The 26427-nt window shown below is 50.1% G+C and carries 18 protein-coding genes; 6 read left to right on the top strand and 12 right to left on the bottom strand.

Going from position 1 to position 26427, the window contains the following annotated elements; all coding sequences use genetic code 11:
* Positions 1-2: 2 nt before the first annotated feature.
* Both H9I35_RS08265 and H9I35_RS08260 read left to right on the top strand, forming a co-directional pair.
* On the top strand, positions 3-1775 hold the full coding sequence (locus tag H9I35_RS08265; RefSeq protein WP_187418939.1) for a flavocytochrome c: 1773 nt from the start codon (positions 3-5) through the stop codon (positions 1773-1775).
* A gap of 198 nt (positions 1776-1973) precedes the next feature.
* Positions 1974-2528 carry an NAD(P)H-dependent oxidoreductase gene (locus H9I35_RS08260; RefSeq protein ID WP_187418938.1) on the top strand — a complete coding sequence of 185 codons (555 nt, stop codon included), beginning with the start codon at positions 1974-1976 and terminating at the stop codon, positions 2526-2528.
* Between the two features lie 492 nt (positions 2529-3020).
* On the opposite strand, the gene H9I35_RS08255 is transcribed toward H9I35_RS08260, so the two are convergent.
* From H9I35_RS08255 to H9I35_RS08245, 3 genes are all read right to left on the bottom strand, one after another.
* Positions 3021-3377: a hypothetical protein gene (locus H9I35_RS08255; RefSeq protein ID WP_187418937.1), complete on the bottom strand. Its 357-nt coding sequence runs from the start codon at positions 3375-3377 to the stop codon at positions 3021-3023.
* 454 nt (positions 3378-3831) lie between these two features.
* Positions 3832-8493: a SpoIIE family protein phosphatase gene (locus H9I35_RS08250; protein WP_187418936.1), complete on the bottom strand. Its 4662-nt coding sequence runs from the start codon at positions 8491-8493 to the stop codon at positions 3832-3834.
* Complete coding sequence (locus tag H9I35_RS08245) at positions 8493-11513, bottom strand: hypothetical protein (protein WP_187418935.1); 3021 nt, start codon at positions 11511-11513, stop codon at positions 8493-8495. The genes H9I35_RS08250 and H9I35_RS08245 overlap by 1 nt, the downstream gene beginning before the upstream one ends.
* A 154-nt stretch (positions 11514-11667) precedes the next feature.
* Between H9I35_RS08245 and H9I35_RS08240 the strand changes: the two genes are divergently transcribed.
* On the top strand, positions 11668-12981 hold the full coding sequence (locus tag H9I35_RS08240) for a UPF0164 family protein (RefSeq protein ID WP_187418934.1): 1314 nt from the start codon (positions 11668-11670) through the stop codon (positions 12979-12981).
* A gap of 53 nt (positions 12982-13034) precedes the next feature.
* On the opposite strand, the gene H9I35_RS08235 is transcribed toward H9I35_RS08240, so the two are convergent.
* Together H9I35_RS08235 and H9I35_RS08230 are read right to left on the bottom strand one after the other, a co-directional pair.
* Positions 13035-14633: a 1,4-alpha-glucan branching protein domain-containing protein gene (locus H9I35_RS08235; RefSeq protein WP_187418933.1), complete on the bottom strand. Its 1599-nt coding sequence runs from the start codon at positions 14631-14633 to the stop codon at positions 13035-13037.
* Positions 14634-14707: 74 nt separating this feature from the next.
* Positions 14708-15373 carry a DUF4912 domain-containing protein gene (locus H9I35_RS08230; protein WP_187418932.1) on the bottom strand — a complete coding sequence of 222 codons (666 nt, stop codon included), beginning with the start codon at positions 15371-15373 and terminating at the stop codon, positions 14708-14710.
* A 177-nt stretch (positions 15374-15550) separates the two neighbouring features.
* Between H9I35_RS08230 and H9I35_RS08225 the strand changes: the two genes are divergently transcribed.
* On the top strand, positions 15551-16291 hold the full coding sequence (locus tag H9I35_RS08225; protein ID WP_187418931.1) for a helix-turn-helix domain-containing protein: 741 nt from the start codon (positions 15551-15553) through the stop codon (positions 16289-16291).
* Positions 16292-16360: 69 nt separating this feature from the next.
* Here the strand turns inward: H9I35_RS08225 and H9I35_RS08220 are convergent, their stop codons facing one another.
* The 4 genes from H9I35_RS08220 to H9I35_RS08205 are packed head-to-tail and all read right to left on the bottom strand — an operon-like array spanning position 16361 to position 21137.
* Positions 16361-16795 carry a response regulator gene (locus H9I35_RS08220; RefSeq protein WP_016521067.1) on the bottom strand — a complete coding sequence of 145 codons (435 nt, stop codon included), beginning with the start codon at positions 16793-16795 and terminating at the stop codon, positions 16361-16363.
* Between the two features lie 18 nt (positions 16796-16813).
* Positions 16814-17299 carry a chemotaxis protein CheX gene (locus H9I35_RS08215; protein WP_016521068.1) on the bottom strand — a complete coding sequence of 162 codons (486 nt, stop codon included), beginning with the start codon at positions 17297-17299 and terminating at the stop codon, positions 16814-16816.
* A gap of 11 nt (positions 17300-17310) precedes the next feature.
* Positions 17311-18750, bottom strand: a complete 1440-nt coding sequence (locus H9I35_RS08210; protein ID WP_252722631.1) for a CheR family methyltransferase — start codon at positions 18748-18750, stop codon at positions 17311-17313.
* 11 nt (positions 18751-18761) lie between these two features.
* On the bottom strand, positions 18762-21137 hold the full coding sequence (locus H9I35_RS08205; protein WP_187418930.1) for a chemotaxis protein CheA: 2376 nt from the start codon (positions 21135-21137) through the stop codon (positions 18762-18764).
* A gap of 138 nt (positions 21138-21275) precedes the next feature.
* Between H9I35_RS08205 and H9I35_RS08200 the strand changes: the two genes are divergently transcribed.
* On the top strand, positions 21276-22502 hold the full coding sequence (locus H9I35_RS08200; protein WP_187418929.1) for a hypothetical protein: 1227 nt from the start codon (positions 21276-21278) through the stop codon (positions 22500-22502).
* 60 nt (positions 22503-22562) lie between these two features.
* Here H9I35_RS08200 and H9I35_RS08195 read toward each other — a convergent pair whose 3' ends face one another.
* Positions 22563-23786, bottom strand: a complete 1224-nt coding sequence (locus tag H9I35_RS08195) for an LL-diaminopimelate aminotransferase (protein WP_187418928.1) — start codon at positions 23784-23786, stop codon at positions 22563-22565.
* Positions 23787-23925: 139 nt separating this feature from the next.
* Between H9I35_RS08195 and H9I35_RS08190 the strand changes: the two genes are divergently transcribed.
* Positions 23926-25122 carry an NADP-dependent isocitrate dehydrogenase gene (locus H9I35_RS08190; protein ID WP_187418927.1) on the top strand — a complete coding sequence of 399 codons (1197 nt, stop codon included), beginning with the start codon at positions 23926-23928 and terminating at the stop codon, positions 25120-25122.
* A gap of 182 nt (positions 25123-25304) precedes the next feature.
* On the opposite strand, the gene murI is transcribed toward H9I35_RS08190, so the two are convergent.
* Both murI and H9I35_RS08180 read right to left on the bottom strand, forming a co-directional pair.
* Positions 25305-26144: a glutamate racemase gene (murI, locus tag H9I35_RS08185; RefSeq protein ID WP_187418926.1), complete on the bottom strand. Its 840-nt coding sequence runs from the start codon at positions 26142-26144 to the stop codon at positions 25305-25307.
* Positions 26141-26425, bottom strand: coding sequence for a hypothetical protein (locus H9I35_RS08180; RefSeq protein ID WP_187418925.1), 285 nt, complete (start codon positions 26423-26425; stop codon positions 26141-26143). The genes murI and H9I35_RS08180 overlap by 4 nt, the downstream gene beginning before the upstream one ends.
* Positions 26426-26427 lie beyond the last annotated feature (2 nt).

The raw sequence follows: 26427 nt of genomic DNA, 5'->3' as shown, positions 1-26427 counted from the left end.
ACATGAAAAAAATCACATTATTTTTATGTTCGGCCGTACTGCTCGTAAGCGCGGCAGGCGCTGCGAAAAAAGCGCAGCCGAAAACTTATTCGAAAACGATCTCAGCGCACAACGCGCCGATGACCGTCTCCGTAACGATAAGCGGCGGAAAGATTACCGATATCGATTATTCGAAAAACCTTGAAACGATCGGCGTCGGAAAAAAAGCGCTTGAAACGGTCGCCGCACGGATTATCGAAAATCAATCGCTCGCCGTCGACGTCGTTACCGGTGCAAGCATTTCGAGCCGTTCGCTCATCGCTGCAGTACGCGACTGTCTCGTGCAGTCGGGAGCCGATATAAAAAAATGGACAAAGCCGAAAAAGGCGAAGCAGCTTAAAGATGAAACCTACGATACGGACGTGCTCGTCATCGGCGGCGGCGGCGCGGGACTTGCAGCTGCCATCGCCGCAGAGCAGAACGGCGCAAAAGTCATCGTCATGGAAAAAATCGGTTTACTCGGCGGAAGCACGAACGTTTCCGAAGGCGCGCTCAACGCCGTAGACCCCAAACGCCAAGTGCCGCAGGGTATCACCGATTCCGTCGAAACTTTTTACAACGCAACGATGACCGGCGGCCATAACACCGGCACCGCATCCCTCGTCCGTTATATGACGAGCAACGCTTATCCCGTAGTCGAATGGCTTGAATCGATCGGTGTGCAGTTCAAAGACAAAGTCGGCGCCGCGACGGGCTCGCTCGGACAGCGCAGCCACTACCCGAAAACGCCGTCCGGCAACAGCTATATCAGAGTATTCGAAGCATACGCTGCAAAACACCCGAACATCACCGTCATCATGAACACGAAAGCGACGTCGCTTATTAAAAAAGACGGCCGCGTGTCAGGTGCGATCGGAGAAAACGGCGGCAGAAAAATCACGGTCAACGCTTCCAAAGGTGTCATCATCGCGACCGGCGGATTCGGTGCAAATGTCGCGCTCCGCCAAAAAGTGAACACGGGCGTTTGGAAAGAAGTAAAGCTTGACAATTCGATCGGCACGACGAATATGTTCCTGTGCGCGCAAGGCGACGGTATTACCCTTGCCGAAAGCGCCGGTGCAAACGTCGTCGGTATGTCGGACATCCAGCTCCACCCCTGCGGAACTCAGGGAACCGGTCTCATGGAAAATATCCGAACGTCAGGTAAAAACCGAATCTTCGTCAATGCTTCGGGTAAACGATTCGTAAACGAAAACGCTGCGCGCGATACTTTGTGCAAAGCGATTTTCGCACAAGACGGCAGCACGTACTGGATCGTCGTCAATTCCGTGCGCTATCCCTCACGCGATTTCGTCGACAACAACGGTGCGACGATCGCAAATATGGTCGCACAGGGTTCCGTCATCGAAGCTGCTACTCTCGACGAACTTGCGCAAAAGACAAAGATGAACGCAGCCGATCTGAAAGCGTCGATTGCGCAGTACAACTCCGTTGTTTCAAAAGAAGTTGAAAAAGACGAATTCGGATTTGTATCGAACAGCCCGGACGACAAAACGCTCGACGCGGGTCCGTGGTACGCGTGCAAAAAAGTTCCGACCGTACACCACACGATGGGCGGTATTCAGATCAACACGAATGCGGAAGTAATCGGTGCGGACGGCAAAGTCGTTCCCGGCTTATACGCGTGCGGCGAAGTTACCGGAGGCATTCACGGTTCGAACCGACTCGGAGGCAATGCGATCGTAGACTGCATGGTATTCGGAAAAACCGCGGGAAAATCGGCGGCATCGCGCTGAATCAAGTGCTGACAAAAAATTATTAATAATTATTAAATGATCGAACGGCGGGCATGTATAAAAGCCCGCCGTTTTTTTAACCGCATAAATATATGCTTCTTGCGTTTACAATACGGGCATGATATAGTTATTTTAAGGAGATATGATAAAAAATATCGTCTGAAATATCGCCGACACTAAAATCCATGGGAGATCTCCATGCCTAAAACTTTGATCATTCTCGCCCATCCCAATCTTTCTCAATCCGTCGTCAATAAACACTGGGCGGCTGCGCTCAAGCGGCACACCGATCGCTACACCGTTCATGAACTCTACACCGTTTATAACAGGGGCGAAATTGACGCGACCGCCGAACAAAAATTGATAGAATCTCACGATGCGCTTGTGTGGCAGTTTCCCGTATATTGGTTCAATTGTCCGCCGTTGCTGAAGCAGTGGCTCGACGAAGTGCTGACTCACGGCTGGGCATACGGCTCAAAAGGCAAGGCACTCGCAGGCAGAAAAATCGCGCTTGCCGTCTCGCTCGGCGCGCCTGCCGAAGACTACCGCACAGACGGCGCCGTCGGCTGCAGCGTTGCCGAAGTGCTGCGCCCGTTCGAACTCACGGCGAAATACTGCAACGCGGACTACCGTCCGCCGTTTACCTTTCATACGATAGACAGCAATGCGGGATACAGCGAAGCCGCAGTGCGGGCGGCAGAGCAAAGCGCGACAGATTATTTGGCATGGCTGGATGCGCTCCTGCAAGCGTGATACCGTCTGCAAACGAAAGCTGCCGCGCAGCTCTCAATACGAGTGCCGACACGTTCAACGCGAATATCGCTTCCGGCAGCCGCTGACAAAAAATTTATTAATAATAATTAAATGATTGAACGACGGGCATGTATAAAAGTCCGCCGTTTTTTTTAACCTGCAGACGCGCACGTCGAACGGCAGCACAGGGCAAAACCCCGTTCCTTAAAATTCAACAGTCGAACAAAATATCAATTTTGGAGACTGTTGAATTGGTGCGCGAGCGCGCACAGTTAATAAGCGATGGTTCGGCTTCGTCCGAAACTCGAAGTTAAAAGTGCCGCGCTATTTCAGCGGCGCTTTTAAACCTTCCTTAAAATTGCACGGCGAGTAAATCTTCGGATTTAGGAGCCGTGCAATTCGTGCGCGAAAGCGCATACGTACATCCGCGAGTTTTCGAAAGAAAACTCGAACTTAAAAGTGCCGCGCCATTTCAGCGGCGCTTTTAAACCTTCAGTCCTGCTTCGGCTTTTGAGCAAGAGCCTCTTCGCGCTTTGCAATCTCTTCATCGCAGTGCTTTATTTCCGCAATGATCGGCACTATATCCGCATCATCGGCGCGAAGGGCAGCTACCGCATCGCCTGAAAATTTTTCAAAAACTTTTTTTCCTAGCGCAAGCAGCTGTTCTTCTTTTTTCGTTTCGAACTGGTGCTTTTCTATACGCACGACGCTTTTGTCGCTGAAATCCTGAACGGCGCTGCCCGCCTTGGTGAGCGCGGTTTTGGACGCTTCCATACCTTTGTCGAATGCCGTTTTAGACGCCGCGACACCTTTGTCAAAATACCGTTTGATTTTATCACCGATAGCCATACAACCTCCTGTACATTTTCCCTATCAAAATTCAATTTCGAGTTTTGTAAAACTCGAAGGGCTGTCGAAAAAGTAATCGGTTTTTAAGACAGTCCCTTTTCCAACCGTTTTGTGCATCAACTGAATGGCGAGTTTTGAACACAAATAACAGTGTGCGGTGGCAACTTCCCGGCTGCATGATAAAACGACCGCAAACGTGCGCGATGCGGCGTAACAGCGGGAGACCCGCGTGCGACTTTGTGCGTTCAGCTTGCGGAAGCCTCGCTTAAAAGCACAACCGGAGCATAAGCGGGGCGCCCGCTGTGATAGCCGCAATTGTATACGATTACGAACAATTATCCTGCAGCCGTTCTCGCCGAAAGCATGGCGTTAACTGTTACTTTCAAAACTCGCTATTCACCCTATAATATACACACAATTTGCCGATTTTGCAAAACATTTTCGGCGAAATATTTTACGGTCGGCGGACGGCGAGCAGGGTCAAATCGTCCAGCTGTTCGTCTTCACGGAGATATACGTATTCGAAATAATTCGATCCTTCTGCACTTTCCTGTTTTACGCCGCAATAATAATTATATCGATTGAAATGTTTTTCAAGAAACTCATCGATTTTTTTGTCAACGCGCACGACATCGGCTGCCGTTACATCGGGCGACTTATACATGCGGAACACTTTTTCAACCGATACGAGTGCGATGACGGCTTCTTCGATCGTACCTTTGCATGTCGAAAAATCGAAAACGAGTTCTTCGTCGGGAATCGGATTGTGAAATTTTTCGAGCGTATAAACGCTTCGCGAAAATACCGCTTCGATGATTTCATCGACACGGCGGTGCTCAAATTGTTCCGAATCTTCACCGACTTTATGATTGCCGTGAACGTCTCCCGGACGTAAACCTTTTTCGGCACATTGCATAACGCCAAACGAAGGAGAGCGGAATATCCGCGTCGCCTCTTCAATACCGTCGGTATAGAGAAAAAGCACATCGCCTTTTTGCAGGTGAGTTTTTTCGACTTTGAATCCGCCTTTCATATTAACGAGAGATGACGGGAGCGGACCGGCCGCCGGCGTTTCAAGCAGCGTCAACTCGGTTTCCTTTTGTGCCATATTGTCGTACATGTGAACTATATTGTCGCCCGCATTGCACATATACACATCGCCCGAAACGGTATCGAAAAGACAGATGATTATCGTCGCGAATTTTCCTTTTATGCCGAGCGATTCGATAAAATCGTTTATCTGCGAAACGACCGTATCGATCCGCGTACCGTTTTTTTCGTACGACCAATTTGCGAAATACGTGCGGAAGAGCGTCGCGACGACCGTCATAAGAAGAGCTGCGGGAACGCCGTGACCGGAAGCATCGCATTTTATTAAAACATACCAGCGGTCGTCGAGTTTTTTATAATCGAAATAGTCACCCGAAACCCCCGTCGCACCTTCGTAATAACCGAAACATCCGAGATTGGCTTCATCGAGTTTTGCGAACGTTCCTTTTGTACCGTCTTCGCCCGTCACGAGCGGGAGGAAAGTCTGTTGAACAACCCTGCCGTCCATAAGCAGCCGTTCGTCTTTTGCAGCCCGAACAAGTCCGTGCGTCATTTCGTTGACGCTCTCTCCGAGCTGCCCGAGTTCATCGCGTCCTTTGATTTTTATATCGTGCCCCGCAAGCTTCATCTTGTCCGCCGTTTCACCGATGATCTGCACGTGGCGCGCAAGTTCACGAATAGGAGCTACGATAATCGATGCAAGTATAAACGATCCGACCGCACCGATGAGAATGGCAACGGCGCCGATGATAAAAGCTGTAAAAAATACTCTTGTACGCGCATTGTATACCGCGGCAACGATATTTTCCGTAGACACACGCATAAAGACGATGCCCCGCACGTATTCCTGCGAAGTACCGTAACGGTACAACACCGGCCGATAAAAAAGATAATCGGTATTTACACGGTCAAAGTGGTTATAATCGTACGAAGGAACCGAACCGCTTCCTTTTGCCGCAAGCTCATTCAGACAAACGGTCAGCTTTGTCGAAAGCTCCGTCGTGATCCGGGCAATCTCTTCGCGGCGCGCAACCGAACGCTCGTCGGTCCGCAGCGCAAGCGAAATGCCTTCGGCATTGAGTTCGGCTATATCATCCGCAATATCTCCCACCTCTTCTTCGGCGGCATTGTTGAGGTTTTCGCACCGCTCGGCAATTTTCCGAACGGTTTCATTAGTCATCTCCGACACCCCGTAAGTGAGTGCCGAGGTCGAAATCTTTTGCAAAATATCGGGATCGTTTGTCGCCCATACATATCCGAGACCGGTATTCGCATTGTTCGACGGATAACCGGTAATCGTTACGTACCGAGCTTCTTCGAGCGATGACATTTGATCGGGCAGATAATTCATTTCAAGGATATTCTGCGTCGACATATAGATGCGCGTACTCGACGACAAACTTTCAAGGAGCATATCGACTCGTTCGGAAAGCCCGCGTGCAAGCGTACGTTGCTGCGTGCGTACCATATTGATGCCGAAGGGCATCGCAACAAGTACGACGGTAACGATCACGAGAAGCGTCGTAAACAGCATCAATTTGAGTCTGAGACTGATGCCTTTATACTTGAGCTGCATAAATCGTTTTTTCTTCTTTTGAGGCATAATATCTCCTGCAATAAGCGCGCGTATTTCCATACGGACGGCAAGCGTATCCCGTACCGTCTCCGTCAAGCCGAAAAGGGCAAACGCGAACCCTGCCGCGGCAAGGGCAATGACGATCCAAAGCAAAAGCGTTCCGATTTGAATATGATACGGCAATACCTTTTTAACGGGCTGCCACGGCGAACCGAAAGCGTATTGCCTTTCCATTTTCACCGTACCTTTTTTTTCGACACGGAAAAGCACGCCGCTCATAAAAAGTCCGCGGTCGGAATGCACGAGTCCTATATGATATGCGCCTTCATCGAGCGCGGTGCCGGTGCGTATATCAACGATGCGATTGTCCGATACTACTCGGAACGTTCCCTCGCTCCGCCGAAGCGTCAAATCGTAAGGAGCCTTTCCGTCCTTGTCGATATATATTTCATTTACCGTTCCGTCGTAAGTAAATCCTCCGCCGATAATATCGATCGTGAGATTTCCGAACATGTCGCTCGACGAAGCGACCGACGTAATATAGGTGACAGGTACATATTTGTTAAGCAGGAGCGGTATCGTAGACGCTTCGCCTATATTGCCGACGTCATCGATGGCCGCAACGGAAAACGCATAGAGTCCGTTTTTACAGTTTGCATACGAAGTACGGCTTTCTTTTCCGAGTATGCGTTTCGGCGGTTTTTCAGCGTGCCGAATATCATCAGCATGAGATGTTAAAAACGAAGCGGCCATGGCTTTCGCTTCGTCAACGCTCACCCGCATCGTACGGCGCTTCGTATAAACAAGACGATTATCGATCGGTGCAATGTACTGCAAATGCCACGTATAGCCGGCGATATCGCTGTCGGCCGCATCCGGCTGCCAGCTTATGCCGAACGAATTCGAATCGATAAAGCCGGCCTTATCCGTTTCGGGAAGCTTGACCGAAGGTTTTGCCGGTGCCGTCAGATCAAGGTAATATTCGGACACTGCCGAATCCGAAAAGTTTCCCGCATAGTCCGCCGTTCGTGCTTTAAAATACCATTTGCCCTCGGCAGACGCATTTACTTCGACCGTCCTCTCTTTCGAAGTGTTCATGATCCTGTCGGGAGGTTCGGTCGATTCGTTTTGCGACCAACTCCACGAATAACCGGCGACGCCGGACGAATCGGAAGGCAATTCGATGCGGAAGCGTACGCGAGCTTCCTTCGAGCGTTTTCCTTTTTCGAACGAAAGGGGTTTGATCGAAGGCGGAGCAGCCGAAATATCGGGTTCAAGGAGATAAATACCCGGCTTCCCGTTTTGGGGATTTTCCTGCCACACGAATGCGAGGTGTTCGGCGTTCGATTTCGATCGGGTGATAACCGGAAATGCAAAAAGGCTCGGAACCCGCCCCGAAGAAAGAGTAATCTCTTCCCAAAGCGGACCTTTTTTTTGTGCCATGCGCACCGTTTCGATGCCGATCCTCGTATCGAACCAAACGGCGGATAAAGTATTATTAAACGAAAAGAGGACGGCGCGGTTTGCATTCCCCTCTCCGCTGATCTGCTTTGCAGTACCGCTAACGATTCCCTCTTTTGTCAGCTGTCCGACCCAAATATGCGAATTCTCGGAAGCGTAATACGTCCTCTCCCATGCGATATACGTAACGCCCGATCGCGTGAACAAAAACGGACGCTGATTGTGATACGCGGAAAAACTGTTCTTATCGTCGGGCGCAAGAGAAGAAGCGCCGGTGATCAGCAAAGGCTTCGACCACGTCATTCCCTCATTGGAAGAAAAAGTCGCATAAAGCTGATAGGATATGCGGCTTTCAAGGAGATACTGCGCTTGAAAAACAACGACATCGTTTTTCGGCATCGAATGAAGTACGGGTACAAACGGATTTACCTGAGAATCGGCAGGCAAAAAAGGAGAAAACTCCGACCATGAAAAACCGTCCGGAGATACCGCCGCATACATTGCAAACGAATCGTTTTGTCCGAGCGATACAAAAAGCATAAAAGTGCCGCGCTCGGTCGCATAGATTTGAGGCGCAACGAAAGGCTCGTCATAATGCGGAATCTTCACTTCGGTAAAACGAGCGCCGCCGTCCGACGATGCGAAAATCGAAAGCGCTCTTTTTCCCGAAAGAACTGCAACAACTGCCGTTCCTTTTTTCGAAACCGCAGCGGAATAGATGTCGGGTACCCTCCCCGAATACGGAAAGGGGCCGGCAAAACGGCGGTTCGTCCGTACCGTACCGTCAGTATCCGTATAGCGGCACGAAAGTTCTATCGTTTCGTTTTTCGTATCGATTTCTTCCCAAAACACCCATGTCTTTTGACCGCTCGTTACGACGCGGGGAAAACGGGCATCGCCCTCCGTTATGCGTACGGTATCTTCCCAATACATCGATTGAGCATGAAGAGGCGCAAAGAAAATGCAAAAGAGGACGGCACACAGCGCGGACAAAGGAGCGCGTCTTATTATCGCTATCGTTCGGTTCATCACAGCAGTGCCCGGATCTTTTTTTGCAGATCGATAATCTTTGAAGAGTTTTTATTTGACGGTTTTTGCAAGAGCTCTTCGACGAGCGCATTCGCGGTAACGATGTTATTGCGCTGCAAGGCGGCAACCGCTTTTTGATACTTCGCTTCGTCTTCGGACGACAACACGATAAGCGTCTTGCCTCCGATCGCAATCTGTATGCGATCTTTTAAAAGAAGTGCCGCATTGTTGTTCGGATCGAGAGAAATCGCTTCATTGACAAGAGAGAGAGCCGCGCGCAATTTCACTTCGTCGCGTCCTGCGCTGTCGGCAACGCGCTGCGCATGCTCCGTAAGAGATGCCGCACGAGCGATCGCCTTGCGGTCTTGCGGACGGCGGCGGATCCCCAAATCGATTTCCGTTTCGTAGATGAGAGAGGCAAGTCCCGGATACGACGGATTGATTTCATACAAGTCGAGCAAATCCGTATAAGCCGATTGCCGTTTGTCGGGCGTTTTGTAATTCGCTTTCGCCATTTCGATACGTTCTGCAAACAAAGATGCAAAACCCGAAGGATCGAGTACTTGCCTGATCCGCAACGTTAAAAGACTTGCCGCTCTATTGAGCGGGTAGACAAGCTGGAGCTCCTGAACTTTTTGCAGCGCTTGAGCAAGCAGCATTCTCCCTTCATCCGTATCGCCTTTTTTTAATAAATCCTGCCCTTCGTTGAAATACTGCCGCGCAATACTTAAAAGCTGCGACATCTCCGGATAGAGCGGCGCAGACGGAGAAAGAACGCGCCCCGCCTGAAGTGAAAGCGCCGTACCGATTAAAGCAAGCAGCGACGTTATCTCTTCGTCTTCACCTATATTCGTCGTTGCCCACAGCGCTTTTGCCTGCGTCAAAACGGATTCCGCGGCGATGAAATTTCCGTTGTAATATTCGTTCCGCGCTTTCGTTTTCATGTCGCGTACGCGGCGGACAACGTTTTCGTTTTGCCGCATTTGAATACGTTCGCCTAAAGATGCAAGGCGCTCATCGGAAAGCTTGCGCAGTTCGGGCGATTCCTGATACGAAAGCGATTCGTTGTATTTCGTGCGCGCTTCCTGAAGTCTTCTGCCGGCTTCACCGAAGTCGTTCGCCGAAAGCGCCTTTCGTGCCTGCTCGTACCTCAAATCGGCTTCGTCTTTTGCACGCCGTGCGGCATTGACTTGTTCGGCCGCATAGGTTTTTACGGTTTGAGCTTTCGGTGCAAACGAATCGATTTTGGCAATCGCATCGTAGATCCTCTTCAGCGGCAATGCGTACGTATCCGCATACGCTCCCCCTGCCAAAAGCGTCCGCGCCGAAACGAGGACATCTTTATTTGCCGCAAGCGCATTTTGAAAAGCGGCTGCCGCTTCCGCCGTCTGAAGCGGATAGTGCAATGTCGCGCCGATGCCTTCGTCGAAACCTCCATCTTCGAGCGCTTCGATACGGGCAAAATCCGTTGAGCGCGCAGCCTCATACGACGCACCGCACGCAGCATAATACGCGGCGATTTTCTGCCACACTTCAATTTCGGTATTGCGGCGGAAGTCGGCCGCATCGCCGGAGAATTTACGATATGCGCCGACGGCGGTATCGAAAGGGATTATTTCATCGTCTTCGTCTTCCGTATGCTGCGCTCCGAGGTATGCACGGGCTTCCGGCGAAAGTTCGAAATTATCCCGGGAAATTTTCATCTCTTCGGATTTAATAAATTCGACGGAAGCAAAAAGAGAGTCCGTATACGCTTTTCCGTCCGTTGCCGCGCGGTCGTAATCGGCCGGCTCCGGAAGCGAAAGCGCTTTATATCTTTCTGCAGTCATCGCTTTACCCGCGTCGAGCAAAACCGAAAAACGGGAAGCGAGAGCTGCCGCATAATCGACAGATACGCCGAAATTCGAAAACGGCGATGTTTCCGGCATTCCGTCCGATCCCAGTCTGAGCATATATAAAGCGTGTACCGATTTTCCGAGTTCCGCAAACGACATAAATGCAGAAAGTTCTTTTTGCTCGGGAAAAGCGATTTCGTCCGTAAACGCGCCGGTGTCCAAGCTATCAACGAAAGAATCGATGTTGTGTATAAGCATCCATCGGATTTCATCTTCCATACGCTTTGTAAGCGCATCCCATTCGCAATTCATCGCGCCAAAAACACCGGAGTCCGCGATCGTATTGATGCCGAGAATAAAACGCGAAACGAAAGGCAAAAACGACGCATCGGTTACCGCCCCGTTTTCCGCCTGCATCGCCTGTCCCATATCCCACAGTTCGAAACCGAGCCGGCAGATGCTGTTCCGCAATTCCGCAAATTCACCGAAAGAATATTGTACGGCGGCAAATAAAGTATGCGCTTTTTCGGCATCGCCCGAATGGACGGCATCGGAAAAAGAACGTACCGCGCTCTGCAGATTTTCTTCGATCGCTTTATACGCGGCGATCCGCTCATCGACATAAGACAAAGCGCTCCGTACCGGAATCGTTACGCGGGCATCGGTGTATTCATTAAAAAAATCATCGCGGTACATAAAAAAACCGCTTTCCGCTTTTTCGACGGCATCCGTATAATTGCCGGCGTGCGCCGAATCCGCACTCGCCTGCAAAATCGAAAACATCTGCCTTCGGTACATCATAAACTGAGCCGCCGATCGGGCTTCGCGGATAAACGAAAGCTGCTGTTCCGTCGGATTTTTTTTCAAAGATTCGAGCTTTGCGATAATCGCCAATATTTTTTCCCCGTTTTCGGGTTCGGTTTCCACGGTGTCGAAAAGCTGCGAAGCGGCAGCGGTATAGAGATCAAGCTTTTTAATAATTTTTCGGATACGCCGCTGCATATCTTCGAAGCGTTCCGGATGCGATACATTGAAATCGTAAAGAGCGGAAAGCGCCGCATCGTAGTCCGTCTCCCGAATAAGCCGGTCGATTTCGGTAAGAGAGAGGCTGCCGTCTTTCGGTTTTGCGAAAAACGGCGCGGCAATGAGAATACAGTATGCTGCGGCTAAAAATATTTTTTTCATTATTAACGGATTGCATTCTCCCGTTTTAGTATATTTTATCATGTTTTTGCGAAAAAACCTACGCTACCGGTCTGCATATACCTGCTTATATTTTCGGTATTTTCAATCCCGAAGCCGAGAAAAAATGCCGAAAATATGATATACTGAGACGCCGATGAAGAAAACATTTTTCGCCCGTATACCGTTACTGTTCGTTTTTTGTATTTCGATTCGCGCCTTTGCCCTCGATTTTACGGGAGCCGGCTCATTCGCAAAAGCCTTTTCCGCGTTTTCAAATACGGACGAAAAAAAACTTTCTTTTTATTCGCTCACCGTTCCGTCGGGCGGAAGGGCTGAAGCGCTCGGCGGCGCATATACGGCTCTTTCCGACGACAGCTTTTGTATCGATTACAATCCCGCGGCAAGCTCGCTGCTCGAACAAAACGAAATCGCATTATTTCACAATATATGGATCGCAGGAGCGGCGATGGAAACGGCCGCAGCTGTCGCAAGGCACGGCGATTTGGGTTTCGGCGGAGAACTCCGCTTTTTTTACGTCCCCTTTTACGAATACGGCGCTTTCGGCGAACGAAGTGCGGATAGTCTCTATTCCGAAGCGTCGGCAACCTTCAACATATCATACAATATTCTCGCCGGTTATTATTTCAAAGGGATCGCGATCGGCGCAAATCTGAAAACCGCATGGCGCAGTATGCCCGACGCATCGGGATCAATCGTAAGTTCCGCAAGCCTTTCGCGTTCCGCCCTCGCACTTGCATCGGATGCGGGCGTCATGCTGCGCTTCAATGCAGGCAAATTTTTCGCTTCACGAGAGCCGAACCTGCGTTTGGCTTTATGTGTCCGCAATGCCGGGGCCGCGATAACCGGCTTCGGAGAAAAGATTAAAACGGACGACCCGCTTCCGACAAGCGTTTCGCTCGGACTGTCTTACCGGCCTCTCAAACGGCTGCTTACCGCTATGGAATTCAAACAACCCGTAAATCTTTCGGACATCGGAAACTATATGCCCGGAACTGCCGGCTGCGCCGTCGAATTGACCGTCACCGATTTTTTCGCGATTTTCGCAGGCTGCACTTTTTCCACCGACGAAAACGCCCCCTATATACGTTTTCAAAGCGCCGGAGGCGGCATAAGCGTTACGCTTTTTAAGCGCGTGCGTTTCGAAGCGGCCTATACTTTCGACCGATTTTCATCATTCACTCCTTTTCCGTCAAATCACATAAGCGCGGGTGCAAAAATACTGCTCGGAGACGGCGGGAGGGCAAAGCGGCAAAACGAAGCGGAACGATTGTACGGCGAAGGACTCGCACTCTTCGCCAAGGGCGATTACCGGGGAGCCGTCGAAGTGTGGAATAAAGCACTCGCGCTCGATCCCCGCTTTACCCCCGCGGCAGAGGGAATCGAAAGCGCACAAAATCAAATCGCTTTGCAGCAGCGCATCCGCGACGCACAATCTCTGCAAAATTAACAAAACGGAAAACTGCCGAAAAAGCAGGCGGCTTTTGCGACAGCCCCATTGCATCATCTTTTTTTACTGAAAATCCGATAATTTATCCACGGAAACACGGGATGCTTCGCTTCGTACGACGTAAGCCATTCGGTACTCACCGTATTTGCGCCGAGCGATTCGAAAACCTTTATAAACGCGCCTATGCTTTCCGTAAAACGCGCTTCGGCATATTCGGGAAAAGTGTCTTCCCATATCATATTCGCCCACGTACACGACTGCGCAAGCAAAAGTTCTCTTGCGCTCAAATTCAAAAGCCGCGCTTTAAGTCCCGTATCGTCGGGAAAACGTTCGGCCAAATCGACCATCCGCTCGCTTGCTTTGCGCGCATGACGCAGCATCCAGCTGTTTTTATTTGCGATGAGCGTTTCTCCGTACCCCGAACCGATCGAAGCACTGCAGTAGGGCTGCAGGTTTTGCAAAGGCCCCTGCGCGGCGATGATATCTTCGAAAGACGAAAACGAAGCGGGTTTGTCTTTTGCGTAGCGGTATATGTTTTCGAGCCAGGAAACGCCTTCGTGCCACTGCTGCAAAAACTGTTCGACTGAAAATGTACAAACGAGTGAAAGCTGAGGCACGGACGGCAAAAGAGCTTCGGCCTGTACGAGTACATCGAGCTTTTTGTCGAAAAAAGCCGCCGCATCGGTTTCACTTTGTTCGGAGGCGCGCACCGGATCGTAGAGGCGGTCGGAACCTTTTTTTTCGGCGCCTTTATTGTAATATTGATAGCCCGACGCATAACGCGATGAAGCACCGCGGAAGTACGGCGCGAGCCGTTCGGATGAAAGTTCAAACGCAATGTCGTGATTGACGTCGCAATAGACGGAAGAAGAAGCATAACCTCTTTCTCCGAAAACTTCTTCATCGGTACGGTTATCGCGTGCAAAGGCGACAATTTCTCCGCCGCCGACGACCGGTGCAAATATGCCTTTTTCAACGATATCGTCGGAAAAAAGAAATGAGCGCGCATCGAGTACCGTATAATCCACACCGTACGTGCGCATCACTCGCTCGAGCCCCGGAACATAGCCCGCTTCCGGAAGCCAAAATCCCTTCGCGCGTTCGCCGAAAAAAGAGCGGTGCGCATACAAACCCGTTTCTATCTGCGCATTGAGCACTTCGCCCATATCCGCATAGTGCGGCAGAAAAATATTCGTGCCGCAAGTTGCAAGCAGTTCGACACAACCTTTTTTTTGGTATTCGGCAATCTTTTTCAATAAATCCTGACCGTACACCGCCGTAAAGCAAAAGCGGTCTTCCTGCGCTTTTTCAAGATGAAATTTAATGACATCGCACATCGCCGCATCGTCTTCACAGCGTTTAAGCTCGCTTTTACCCAATTCGATTTTCGCATCGAGCCATGCGATGTACTGCCGCTGCACGACGGGGTCTTTCAAAAGCGTACACAGCACCGGCGAAAGCACGAGCGCAATTTTAAACGGAACGCCGTCTTTTTCAAGCGATGCGAACATATTGAGCAGCGGTATATAAACGTATGAGATCGATTCATACAGGCGATTCATCTCGGCTGCAAATTTTTTTTCTTCGGCGCCCGTGTGATAGATGAATTCCTGAAGATTTGAAATTAATAAAACAATTTTTTTATTTGCCATCGCAGTCTCCGGTTTTGAAAATTAAAAACTCGGCGGCACCTTTAAAAATCCGACCGAATTTTCAGAGGTGCCTTTTAAAAAAACGATTCACGATGATGTACATAATGATCGAGTAAAAGTTCTTTTATACCCGACAGGACGGAAATCGGTCTTATATCGCCGTCTTTGCCCGGACGGATATGAGTAAGCAGTTTTGAAGAGCGCGGAATTTCAACCGGACAGGAAGAAGCGAGCACGGTCGTTCCCGTCGCACTCGAAGCGGTAAGCTCCACACGGATGATTTTTTTGCCTGCGGGACACAAAAGGTATTCCGACGTATCGCCTTGGCCGATCTGCACATCATACGCATCTTCGCTCTTTAAAGCTGCACGGTCGGAAAAAGAGCGGACGCGGAGAAAAACGGTATAGTCTCCGTGTTTTTTTAAACTGCGGACATCGCGTTCGCCTATATCCCAATAGACGTAAATCCACGCCGGATTTCTGAGTACCGCTCCTATTTCCGTAACATTGTAGGATTCGGGAAGCCGCTCGGATAAAGACTGCTCTTCATCCTTTTCCCGAGTGACGATCATATCGGACGAATCGTTCCCGCTTTCCTTTGCAACATCAAGGAGTTCGCCGATGAGAAATCGTCTGTTTAAATTATCAGGCACGTCTATGCCGTACGTGTCGGAGAGAGCAAGCAAATCGGAAAAAGACAACGATTCAAGATATGTGCGGGTTATCGTGTTTTTTTTCATAACATCCTTAAAATGCGTCTCGCCGTTCAAGCGCCGCTTTTTAATCCGTAGTTTTTTATAATGCTCTTAATAATCCTAGAAAAAGAAATATTAGTCAAGGCGGATTTTTCATGCTACAATATGATCGATATATTTTCCGTAAACGGAAGTACGAAGGTTTGAGGAGAGAAAGCGGCGATGACATTTTACTTTTACACGAAGCACCGAAAGGCATGTAAAAAGATTACAAAAGCGTTGGAAGAAAACGGTCATACGTGCAATACTTACACGAACTTGGACGAATTTTACAAATCGATTTTGAAGATAAAAATTTATCCCGATTTGCTCCTTATCGATTATCTCACTTACGATCACAGCATTTTCAACATCTACCGATACATGCATGAAATAGGATGTTCCATCCCGCTGCTGTTTTATAACAGTCCGTTCCCCAAAGATGCAGATTCTCGGCTCAAACACTGGATTATGGCGCTCAATCTGTACTACGGACACATCGGTTCCCTCGATATCGATTCCCTGATTCCTCCGCTGAAAACGATTGCCGAAATAATCGAAACTCACGGTGCAAAACCGCACATACCGCTCGCACGCATATCGAAAGCATCCGGCCTTTCGAAAGACGGAAAAAATACGGCGCGGCATGAAACGCTTCTTGCCGTATACAGAAAAAAACTCCCCGCTTCGATCTTTTCCGTGTTTGAAATACTGTTTACAAATGAAACGCGGGCGGTAAGCATTCCCGAACTGCAGCTGCTGCTTCGAAAACGGGGTATATATGCAAAAGAAGGTACGATCTATTCGGCTATATCGCGATTACGGACATACCTCGACGAAGAAAATTCGGAAATTCATATTTTAAAAGTGAAAAACGGATACAGACTTTTTACAAATGCGGAAACGACATGTACGATCGTTTGAAAAAATACAAGAAACGGAGCTGTCTCAAAAGTTTTTTTTCTTTTTCGACAGCCCTCATTCCATATCGTTTTATTTCATGCTTGAAGAGATGCGCTCCAAAACCTTTTTGCGGTCGAGCGGCTTGATGATATAATTTTTTGCACCGAGCAGCAAAGATTTTTTTACCAATTCTTCTTTGCCGAGTGCGCTGACCATAACGACGCGCGCATTTTTGTCGAACGTCATAATCTGTTCGAGCGCGGTGATACCGTCCATGCGCGGCATAGTGATATCCATCGTTACGAGATCGACATTCGGGCAAAGTTCTTTGTATTTGTCCACACCTTCTTTACCGTCGGCAGCCGTCGCGATAATCTCGTAACCTTCGCTTGAGAGAATCTGACCGAGCTGCTTTGCAACGAACATTGAATCATCTACAACCAATACGCGGATCTTCGATCCGTCGGCTTTCAGTCCTTCCTGCGGACGATCGTTAATTGTCGGAAAATCCTGTTTTGTCTTCATATTCTACACTCCTGCCGTTTATGTACGTTCACGTATTGCCACATTGACTTCGATTTTGCCGCATTCGGAAATAAGCGGGACGATGAGCGCTTCGACGTTTTCCGTGTGAGCGCTGCTGAGAGCCGCGATTTCCATCTTCTGACCGACAAAAAGCGCCGGAGGCGTCAAATCGAATTTAAATCCGAGTTCCTGCAATTTGGTAACCGCCTGCGCCGTAATCAAATTCGCAAGTTCGCTGATCGTCGCTTTTGCCAAATCGTCGAATTCGGGAAGCGTTTCACCGTTCATTTTCGAAGCGATGCCCAGTGCCGTTTCGATTGTCATATCGTACAGGACACGTCCTTCAACATCGCCTGCAAGACCTACCAGTGCGGCAACTCCCATCATCGGCATAGCCGTCGATTTGAGATACAAATCGCCGCGCTTTACGTCAGCTCCCCCGAGAACTTCTTTTAAAACACTGTAAGAAGTTTCAACAAACGGGTTAATATACTCTACTCTCATTCAAGTCCCCTTTATTTATTTTTTGTGTACACTTTCAGTGCACCTATTGTCTTTTCAACAAAGCCCGATCCCACAGGCAGCGTTTCGTTTTCTCCGACGAAAATGCTGCCGTTGGCTTTAAGCTTTTCGTCGAAATCCGCGATGACGGCTTCCTGTCCGCTCTGCGGCAAAAGCGACAAAACGTCGCGCGCAAAGATAATATCGATTCCGGGAAGCGGATTCGTATGCTGACAATCGTGGTACTCGAACATAATACTATCTTTTACGTCTTGTGTAAATGTGTATTCGCCGTTTGCTTTTTTGGTCAAAAAGGGCGCGTACCAATCGGACGCGACGGCATCCGGCACGGACATAAGCGGTGCGTTCGAAACGCTCAGCAAATCGATATCCTGCGCATAAATTCGAAGCCGCGCTTCGGGATATTTTTTCCGCAGTATGCACGCAAGCGAATAAGTTTCCATACCCTTGCCGCATCCGGGATTCCATACGCAAATCTGCTTTGCAGTGTTGTCGGGCAGGGCCTTGTATACCGAGTCGGCAAAAGCTTTCGTCCACCACGCGCCCGTACACGGCGACCAAAACAGCGACAGAAAAAGATCCGCGTCGTTTTCGTTTTGCAGCTGCGACTTGCCCTTGCCGCGCTCTTCTTTCCACGAATCGAAGCGCGCATTCACCCACTGCTCGTTGAGCGGCGTCACTGTAAATTTTCGGTATGTTTTTAAGCTTTCTATAATAAATTTCAAATCCTGCGCAGACGTATCGGGTGCGCTGTCCTTTTCCGACGCGGACGATTTTGCTGCGGCTGCCGCTCGTGCGTTCATCGCATCCGCGGCATTTTTTCGAGCAGGAGCGTTTTGCGCCTGCGGTGCTGCATCGGGAGCATGAAAAACCTGTTTGGTATAGGTGCGGTCTTTTTCTTCTTCCCCGACACGCGCATTGAAAATACGTGCGATGTCGAGCAAAATGTAGAGACGCTTATCCGCTTCGACGATACCTGAAATATATTTGATATTGATATCGCCGAACAGAGGATGCGGCGGCTGTATCTTGCCTTTTTGTACGCCGAGAACTTTATCGATTTTATCGACGACGACGCCGAAAGTCTGCTCGCCGACCGAAAGGATAAGCAAGCTTTCGAGTTTGTTTTTTTTGTCGGTGCGCTCCGGTACGGGAATATTGAAAAAGAGGCGTAAGTCGATGATCGGAATGATATCGCCGCGGAGATTATACACGCCGAGCACAAACGGAAGCGTATTCGGAACATAAGTAAACTGCCCCGCTTTCGCTATCTCTTTGACGTGCATGATATCGACGCCGTAATCTTTTCCGGAAAGCGAAAACGATACCATTCTGAAATCGACGACGGACAGATTGCCGCGCGTGGCGGCGACCGCGGCTTCCGCCACGGCAAAAGCGTTTTTCAATCGATCCTGTATTGTCTTTTCTTCCATCGGAACCTCACTCACCTATTCGCACCGATCGCCTGCTGGGCGTTTATTTCTTTGCGAACGCCGAGTTCAAGCAGCTGGCTCACGTCGATAATCAGCGATACCGAACCGTCGCCGAGAATGGACGCACCGGCGATGCCGGGCGAATTCGTAAACTGGTCGCGAAGCGGTTTGATAACGACGTCTTCTTCACCGATAAGTCCGTCGACCATAATGCCGATTTTCTTTTCCTCAGAACCGACGATAACGATAAAACAATAACCGTCGTTATCGTCGTCGGTTTCGCGGATATTGAACAAGCGCGAAAAGCGCAAAATGCTGATGACTTCGTTGCGCACATTGAGTACTTCGTAATTGTCGATAGTATTTATCTCGCTCAGCTTGGTGCGCTGGCTTTCGATGACGCTCGCAATCGGAATGGAATACACTTCGCTTCCGACTCTGACGAGCAAACCCTGTATAATGGCGAGCGTCAGCGGCAGCTTGATCGTAAAGGTCGTGCCGCGTCCTTTTACCGACGTGACGAATACCGTACCGTTCAATTTTTCGATCATCGTTCTGACGACGTCCAATCCGACGCCGCGTCCCGAAACGTTCGTGATTTTATCGGACGTCGAAAATCCCGGTTCGAAGATGAGATTAAACGCTTCCTGATCCGTAAGAATTTTATCCGGATGAACGAGGCCCTTTTGAATCGCCTTTTGGCGGACACGCTGCACATCGATACCGGCGCCGTCGTCCGATATTTCGATGATGATCATATTGCCTTCGTTCGACGCTTTCAAAAGCACCGTACCCGTTTCGCGTTTACCCGATTTTTTTCGCTCATCGGGAGATTCGATGCCGTGATCGACGGAGTTGCGAACACAGTGCATGATCGGATCGAGCAGATCTTCGACGACGGATTTATCGAGTTCGGTATCTTCACCTTCGATTTTCAGATCGATTTTTTTATTCAGATCGCGCTGCAAATCGCGGACGACGCGCGGGAAACGGCTGAAAATCTGGCTGATCGGAACCATGCGGATTTTCATGACGCCTTCCTGCAGTTCGCTCGAAATGCGTCCGAGGTTCTGGGTCGACGAACGAAATTTTTCGGTTGCGCTTTTGACTTCGGCAACGTACGCATCGAAGAGACTCGAAAGATTTCCGTATCCGCTCATGATTTCTTCTTTTACGTCTTTGACCGGAGTACCGTTTTTAATTTTTTCGAGATACTGCGGAAGCATTTCAAAAAGCTGCCGCATTCTTTCTTTGTAGCTCGCTTCCATACCCTGGAACATAATAAATGAATTGACGAGCTGCATGGAAAGCTGATTGAACGCCGCTTTTGTGATAACGGTTTCGCTGACGAGGTTTAACAAATAATCGATGCGGCGGGAATCAACGCGCAGTATGGAACCCGTTTGCGCCGTATGCGCCGCCGTGTGTGCCGGAGCCGATGCTGCAGCAGCCGTCTGTGAAGCGGCAGGCTGCGCGGAAGAAACCGTCTCTTCGATCGATTCCTCTTCGCCGGAAACGGCAGGCGCTTCGACGATTTCCGCTTCATCGTCCGCACCGTCGAACGAGTCGATGCGCTGCGCATCGGAAGCAAGCGTCACGTCGTTAAGGAATGCAGTGTCTTCGATCTTTTCCTGCGTTTCCGCCGTCGCAATATAATAATAAACGTTTTCGTAAAACGTATCTTCGTAGAGCGCGTCGAAATCGGGCACCGTTTTCAAAACGCTGCCGAGCGATTTGAGCGCGGCGAACACTTGAATGCCGCCGACGCTGTTCATCGGATTGCTTTCGTCGAATTTTACGGCGACGCACCACAGAGACTGATTGCCCTGACACGCTTCTTTCAGTTCGAGGAATTCGCCTTCGGAAAGTTCGGGCCGTGCAAAATCCGCACCCGCGGATACGGCAGGCTTCGGAGCTTCCGCCTTCGGTGCCGTCTTTTTCGGAGATGCGGATTTCGGTGCGGCTTTTGCAGACGGCGCTTTTCCGCCTTTTCCGGAAATGTATGAATGAATCGTATTGATAAGATTGTCGATGTTTTCCGAGTAGACCGAACCGTTCGTGCGGGCTTCGAGCATCGCTTTGATAACATCGATGGAGTTGAGCAGAACATCGATGACGGGTTCGGTAACTTTTAATTTGTCGGAGCGGATTTCGTCGAGCATGTCTTCGACCGAATGCGTAAACGACGCAATTTCGTTCATTTCGACCGTTGCCGATCCGCCTTTCAGCGTGTGCGCCGCGCGGAATATTTCGTCGATCGCTTCGTGATTCGTCGGATCGTTTTCTATGACCAACACATTGCTTTCGAGATTATCTACCTGCTGTTCGGCTTCGGCAAAAAAATCTTTTAACAGCTCTTCATTGTTGGGATCAAGATAATCGCTCATACCGTTATTATATACGGAAACCAAGATAATTCAAGCGCTAAACGGGAAAAATTCATTCATTTTTCCGCCCTCTAATCGATACAGTTATCCGTTCTTTTTGCCGATATTATAACGATAGTATTTTTCAGGAGTACCGCCGTGAACCGAAGGAAAACGCTTTTTATCATATACGCATTGTCCGCCGTACTCGCTCATCGCGTATCCGCCGCGGGATTTTTTTCAGGTTATACGGGAATCAAAGCCGATCTCGGATTTGCGGATGCAAGTGGCGCTTTCGACATGCAGCTCAAATTGCACTCGTTTTTTGCCGGTCAATTCAATTTGACAAAAAATCTCATCGCGCGCGCGGAATTTTCACTGCGCACCGACGATATCATAGACACCGCCGTTTTCAATAAAACACGAGCCGATTTCAAAGTCGATGAACTGTCGCTCATTTACCGCAGACAATTTTACGGCGGCACGAATTTTTTCAGCGCTTTTGCCGGTACTTACGAACCGATCGGATCGGATTTGTTTTTGCGGCGGCAGTTCGGCATAGAATCGATCTCTTCGAAAATTACCGAAAGCTGGCTCGGACTTTCCGGCTCGATCGTGTGTCCGCTGTTCGGCATCGGCGTTTCCGATACCGTATGTTTTTCTGAAGCGCCCGTAGCGGCGGGCGGTTACCTCTATGTCAACCGTGAAAATCCCGACAATAATTTCGTATTGAACGCCGATGCGCGTTTCGCGTGCGCTTATCAATATTTTATTCTCGATGCGGCGGCGGGCGTCAATTCGCCGATGAAAACCAAAAACGGCGCGGGGCAAGACGTCATACTTCTCGTCGATTCTCTGTACGCGCACGCAGGCATCACCATGCTTGTCGGAAACAATTATACGCCCCTCGGACTTTTTATACAGGCGGGCGTATACGACTTGCCGATCAGACGAGGTTCGGACACTTTTTCGTTCGACATTTCAAGCATCTATCTGCTCGCGGAATTCCGTATGCGTTTGTCGCAGTATCAGGCGATGTTCGCCGCATTCAGTCTTCCTTCCGACACCGTGAGCGAACTTCTTTTTATCCGAGATACGCTCGGCTTTAATTTTACGCTTTGCAACGCTTCGGTATATCTCGGCACACAGCAATTCGAGTTCGGCATCCACAATACGCTTTCATTTAAGGATAAAACATATATCGATATGCCGAATTTCATCGGACTTTTTTCCGCTCTGCCGACGATCGCCGTCTCCCCCTATGCAGCGGCGAAAATCGGACGGGGAGAATACCGCTCCATGGTACAAATCCGTATTTCCGATTTAATAAAAAATTCACCTGCCGCCGCATTCGAGTGCAGCTTCGGCTACAAAATGCAGCTGTAAGCACGAAACACCGCAGCTCGCTTTGCCGTGCGGCAAAAGAATTATTAATAATTATTAATTTTACAACTTCAAATTCGAAAGCCGTACACACGCTTCGTTTACGGCTTCGTGATGACCGAAAGAGCTGAAACGCAAAAAACCTTCGCCCGCCGCTCCGAATCCCGAACCGGGTGTCGTTACGACGCGGCATTCGTCGAGAATTTTATCAAAGATTTCCCAGCTCGTGTATTTCGGAAAATGCACCCAAAGATAGGGCGAGTTTCCGGTACTGTAAACACGCACTCCCGCTTTTGCAAAATTGTCTCCGGAAAGCGCTTCCCCGATCGCACGAACGTTTTCAAGATAATAATCGATCGTCTTTTTCATTTCGGCAAGGCCTTCGGGATCGAGGGCTGCAAGCCCGCCTCTCTGCGCAATATTCGACGCGCCGTTGAAAAGCGTGGTCATAACGCGAGACCAATCTTTGATGACGGGAGTGCCGTCGGCATATAAAAGCGTTTTCGGTACGACCGACCAGCCGAGACGGACACCGGTAAATCCCGCAGGCTTCGAATACGAATTGATTTCGATCGCACAGGTACGCGCGCCGCTTATTTCAAAAATCGATTTCGGAAGTCCGGGCGTACGGATAAACTCCGCGTACGCCGCATCGAACACGATGATACAGCCGTGAGCCTTTGCAAAATCGACGAGGCGGCCGAGCTCTTCTCTCGTGGACGCGTAGCCCGTCGGATTGTTCGGCGAACAAAAATAGATAATGCTGTTGTCGCGTACTTTTGTTAAATCGGGAAAAAAATTATTTTCCGGCGTACACGGAAGATAGCTTATGCCTTCGTATGCGCCGTTCTGTGCCGCGCCCGCCGCACCGATGAGCACCGATCCGTCGACATACACGGGATATGCGGGATCCTGCACGGCGACGCGCACTCCGCTTCCGAACAAAAGCTGTATGCGCGCAATATCGCATTTTGCGCCGTCGGACACGAACACTTCATCGGCTTCCGCAATGCCCGAGTAAAAGGTTTCGGCGATTTTTTTGCGGAGTTCGGAAAGCCCCTGTTCGTCGCCGTAACCCGAATAGCCTTCGGGTGTCGCAAGGACGCGCGCATAGTCCGACATCGCGCTTGAAATGTGCGGTTCGAGCGGTTCCGTCGTATTGCCGATGCTCAAACTGATGAGCTTCGCATCGGGGTGAGAAGCCGCGTATGTTTTACTTCGGCGCGCAACTTCGGGAAAAAGGTAGCCTGCTGTGAGATTGGCAAAGCATCTGTTTCGTTCTATCATAAACGCATTTTAGCGAATCGCGCAAAACAGTGCAACAAAATCGTACACAAAGTAAAGCATTGTCGGCGCACACGACCACGCCGAGACAAGCCGGATGATAATCTGGACGATGAGAGCGAAAGAAGTTATACTCATTGCCATGACCAAGATACCGATGAAAAACGCCGTCGCGGAACTCGATGGAGACGAAATGACGAGAGTGCTGTGGCAGATCGTCAAAGACAAATTGATTGTCCCTTACGTCGATCTCAAAACCGAATACTACGATTTAAGTTTAACAAAGCGCGATGAAACCGACGATAAAATAACCTACGAAGCGGCCGAAGCGATCAAGCGGCTCGGCGTCGGCGTCAAATGCGCAACGATCACATCGAACGCGGCGCGCATGGAAGAATACAAACTTTCGCACCTCACGCCGAGTCCGAACGGCATCATCCGCGCGGAGCTCGACGGTACCGTCTTCCGCACGCCCATCTTCGTAAACAATATCAATCCGTCCGTTTCGTGCTGGAAAAAACCCATCGCGCTCGGACGGCACGCATACGGCGACGTATACAAAAACTGCGAAATCCGCACGCCCGGCGCGGGAAAAGCCGAACTCGTGTTTACGGGAACGGACGGCAAAGAGATCCGCAAAACGATCATGGACATGAAAAGCGCCGGCATCATCCAAGGCATCCACAACCTCGACGCATCCATCGAAAACTTCGCCCGCTGCTGCTTTACCTACGCGCTCGACAAAAACGTACCCGTGTGGTTCGGCGCAAAAGACACGATATCGAAAACCTACGACGGCACGTTCAAAGAAATCTTTCAGCGCATATTCGACGCCGAATACAAAACGCGCTTCGAAAAAGCCGGCCTCACTTATTTTTACACGCTCATCGACGACGCCGTCGCGCGCATTATGAAAAGCGAAGGCGGCATGCTGTGGGCGTGCAAAAATTACGACGGAGACGTCATGAGCGATATGATCGCGTCGGCATGCGGCAGCCTCGCAATGATGACGAGCGTACTCGTCAGCCCCTCAGGCGCATTCGAATACGAAGCTTCTCACGGCACGGTACAAAAACACTACTACCGCTACTTAAAAGGCGAAAAGACGTCGACGAATCCCGTCGCGCTCATCTTCGCATGGACGGGCGCGCTCGCAAAACGCGGCGAACTCGACGGCACCGAAGCGCTTACCGATTTTGCACGGCGCCTCGAAAGGGCAACGCTTTCGACGATCGAAGAAGGAAAGATGACCGGTGACATAGCGCGCCTCGCAAACCCCGTTCCTGAGCGCGTGCTCAACTCGTGGGAATTTATCGACGCGATCCGAAAACGACTCTAGCGCGGCACAAAATTAATTATTAATTTTTCGGACGGCACGTATCGGAAGATCCCGCCCTCCGCGGCTCACTCACGCTCGGCCCCTTCGCTCGCTTATGCTCGCTCAGGCGGCTGCCTGCGGCACCGCTCCGGCCGGGCGTAGGCGGCTTCCCTTAGGCGAGCGTTCATCCGAAAAGTATCGCCTTATGCGAGCGTACCTCCGAAGGGGATCGCAAGCATTTTACAAAACGCCTCGTAATACGCTTTCGCTTTATCGTCCGAAACGCCGGTAACGAAAAACGATCCGTCCGGCACATCCGAAAGAAAATCGGCGGCAGCGGTAAGAATATTTTCACTTTTTTCTTTTTTCGAATTAATAAGATTGTCGTGTACTTCGATCGCACGGCGCGCAACGCCGTCGCGCGAATCGACGACGTTTACGTTTTTTCCCGCAGCCTTTTGCATGATATCCGCAAGGTGCGTAAAATGCGTACAGCCGAGTACGATCGTGTCGCAGTCTTTTTCAGCAAAATAATCGAGTGCGGGCATAACCGCACGCATCTTTTCATTTTCATCGGCGGTAACAAGCTTCCGTTCGATAAACGAAACGAGGTCGGCATCTCCCCTCGAATATATCGTACAGCCGGATGCAAAACCCTTTTCGAGCTCTTGAATATATGCGTCGCGCACGGTCGCATTCGTCGCAAGCAAACCGATCTTTTTATTTTTCGTTACCGAAGCGGCGAGTTTTATCGCAGGCACCGTACCGATAAACGGAACGAAAGGAAACCGTTCGCGAAGAGAGGCGAGAGCGGAAACGGAAATCGTATTGCACGCAACGACGATCGTTTCCGGCCGCCACGTATCGATGATGCGCGAAACGGCAGCAGTGGCGTATTCGATTATTTCGGAGACGGTTTTTTCTCCGTACGGAAAATGCACGGTATCGGCGAGGTAGGCGCAGGTCGCATCGGGGGCGAGCCGTTTGAGACGGAGCATATAGGGGATGCCGCCGGTACCCGAATCCAAAAACGCAAAATTCATAACACGATACCGCCGAATAAACTGTTGAACGCATCGCGCGCTTTTGCAGCCTTATCGTCTGCCGTTGCAAAATCGGTGCGCGGTGAAAACGCTGCGCAAAAATTTGCCTTTTCTTTGTCGGCGACAAGCTCTTCGACCGTTTCCCTGCAGTCGTAATGCGCACCCGGCGAATAAAACGTACAGTTGCGGCAGACATGCAAATCGGCTCCGCAAAATTCGCATACCGACGTTCTGAAGATTTTTTCGGAACTGCGTATCGCGCGCTTGCACTTCCAACACATAT

It is taken from the genome of Treponema sp. Marseille-Q4132, assembly GCF_014334835.1.
GTDB lineage: Bacteria > Spirochaetota > Spirochaetia > Treponematales > Treponemataceae > Treponema_D > Treponema_D paredis.
This window is presented reverse-complemented; position numbering and strand designations above follow the sequence as displayed.